1 protein-coding gene and 1 pseudogene are annotated in these 1,850 nt (G+C 46.8%); both read left to right on the top strand.

The genetic code is table 11. The features are described from left to right. Positions 1-1,083 (top strand): annotated as a pseudogene (locus HP552_RS00680) (hypothetical protein); the annotation flags it as partial. Positions 1,084-1,133: 50 nt separating this feature from the next. Beyond that, positions 1,134-1,691, top strand: coding sequence for a stalk domain-containing protein (locus HP552_RS00675; protein WP_175393854.1), 558 nt, complete (start codon positions 1,134-1,136; stop codon positions 1,689-1,691). Positions 1,692-1,850: the final 159 nt, after the last annotated feature.

Here is a 1,850-nt window from a genome sequence, read left to right as displayed (position 1 = left end):
TTTTCGATGGACAAACATACTCAGGTGGTGCTGGCAAACTTCAAAATCCAGAGTTATGACGATATCATTGCGGATCTGGAACGGTCTAAGAGAATCGCTAATGACTTGTTCTCGGGCGGGAAGATCCGAACCGATGTGTTTGAGACATTCGCCAAGCAGGCCGTGATTGACATCAACAACTCCAAGACCCAGATAATTTATGATCAGCGGGGGATTGTGCTGCAAAGCCAAACAGACACACGCAACCAGGTCATATTAACGTCTGACGGACTCATGCTGACCACAGACCGGGGAATCACTGCAAGGGTCGCCATCACAGCGCAGGGCATTGTGGCGGAGGCTATACGGGGTGTTCTCGGGGATTTCGTTTCTATGGTCATCGGCAGCGGGAACCTGGTCACCAAGATCAATACACAGGGCATCAGCTCCGGCCATGCGAATTACAACGAAGCGCCGTTCCGGGTGGACATGCAGGGCAACGTGGTCGCCAGATCCATTAAACTGACCGGGGAAATTGATAATTCCACCATGCTCAGTTCTTTAATCCAGGCGTCACGGATTGTCGGTAATGAGATCGAGGGCGGAACGATCACAGGGGCCTTGATCCGAACGGCAGCCAGTGGGCGGCGCATTGAGCAGGACATAAACGGTTTTCGAACATACGATTCTAACAATAGGAACCGTATCCGAATTACCACAGGATCAAACGATGAAATTGCGGCTATCTCGTTCTTTGGTTCGGGCGGAGTTGTTGCGGGGGAGATTAATTCATATCAAAACTCGGGGCAGCTGACTATCTTTAGTAATGACCTGTTTCTTGGATCAAACAACACTGGTAACCCAATTAGGCTGCAGGGGTCGCCAATTTTCGCTGGTCCTGCTGAATTTCGTAGCACAGTCACTGGATTAAACCTTAGCATTGGAAACATATCCGGGCTTCGGGCAGAATTAGATTCGATATGGAGTTCATTGAGCGGAAAAGCGCCAATTGGACATACTCACTCTGTTACTTTGCCAACACATAATCATGGTTTGGCGGGTGCATCAAATTGGGGAGGAACCTTCACAACTTCATCAGCGTAATGGTATTATAGGAAAAATGAACCATATACCATTTAGCGGAGGATATATCTATGAAAAAAGTAGCGTACGTAATCGGTGGAGTATTGATTGGGTTTGTTCTTTCGACATCAGCCGGGGCGTTTGCTGAGACAGTCAAGTCAATGGTAGGAAAAAAAGTGACCGGGGAATACTCGGTAATCGTGGATGGAAAAGCGTTATCTGACAAAGGGGCAATTATTGACGGAAAAGCGAATGTCCCAGTACGGGCTATATCGGAAGCGTTAGGAGCTGATATAAAAGTGAGCGGTAAAACCATAACGGTAACAACAGATGAGACTGAGAGTGTTGGCAACAATGCCACAACATCTACGGCATCTGAAAACAAATATTCTGGACGTTCAAAGGCGAGTCTTGAAGAAACTCTGTCAATTTTGAAGGACCGTATGCTTGCTCCAAATTTAAAAGAGCGTGAGGAGGTGGCTGCGGAAGTTGAACGTTTGAAATCTGTAGGGGCTGATGAAGCCTTGATTAAAGAGCGTGAGGCTCAACTTGCTGGATACGATGAAAGAATAGCTTCGACCAAAGCAGATATTTCTTTAGCTGAAGCTGCACTGGCTGAATTGAAATAGAATACTGAGAATTAGTACGAGTCCGTAAAACTACGGGCTCTTTTTTATGCTCAAGAGAGGAAGTGGCGATTGTGATAAAGAAATTACTGATAAGGTGGATATTCGGAAAGAACGTCACAATATTCGCTGAACCGTCGGACCAACCTAGACTTTGGACGG

Origin of the sequence: Paenibacillus xylanilyticus (genome assembly GCF_013359935.1) — a bacterium.
Lineage (GTDB): Bacteria > Bacillota > Bacilli > Paenibacillales > Paenibacillaceae > Paenibacillus > Paenibacillus xylanilyticus.
Note: the sequence above shows the minus strand (reverse complement) of the source record. Positions and strands in the feature narration are given on the sequence as shown.

Coding starts and splice junctions, on each gene's coding strand:
- HP552_RS00675 (WP_175393854.1), top strand. CDS start 1,134: ATGAAAAAAGTAGCGTACGTAATCGGTGGAGTATTGATTGGGTTTGTT.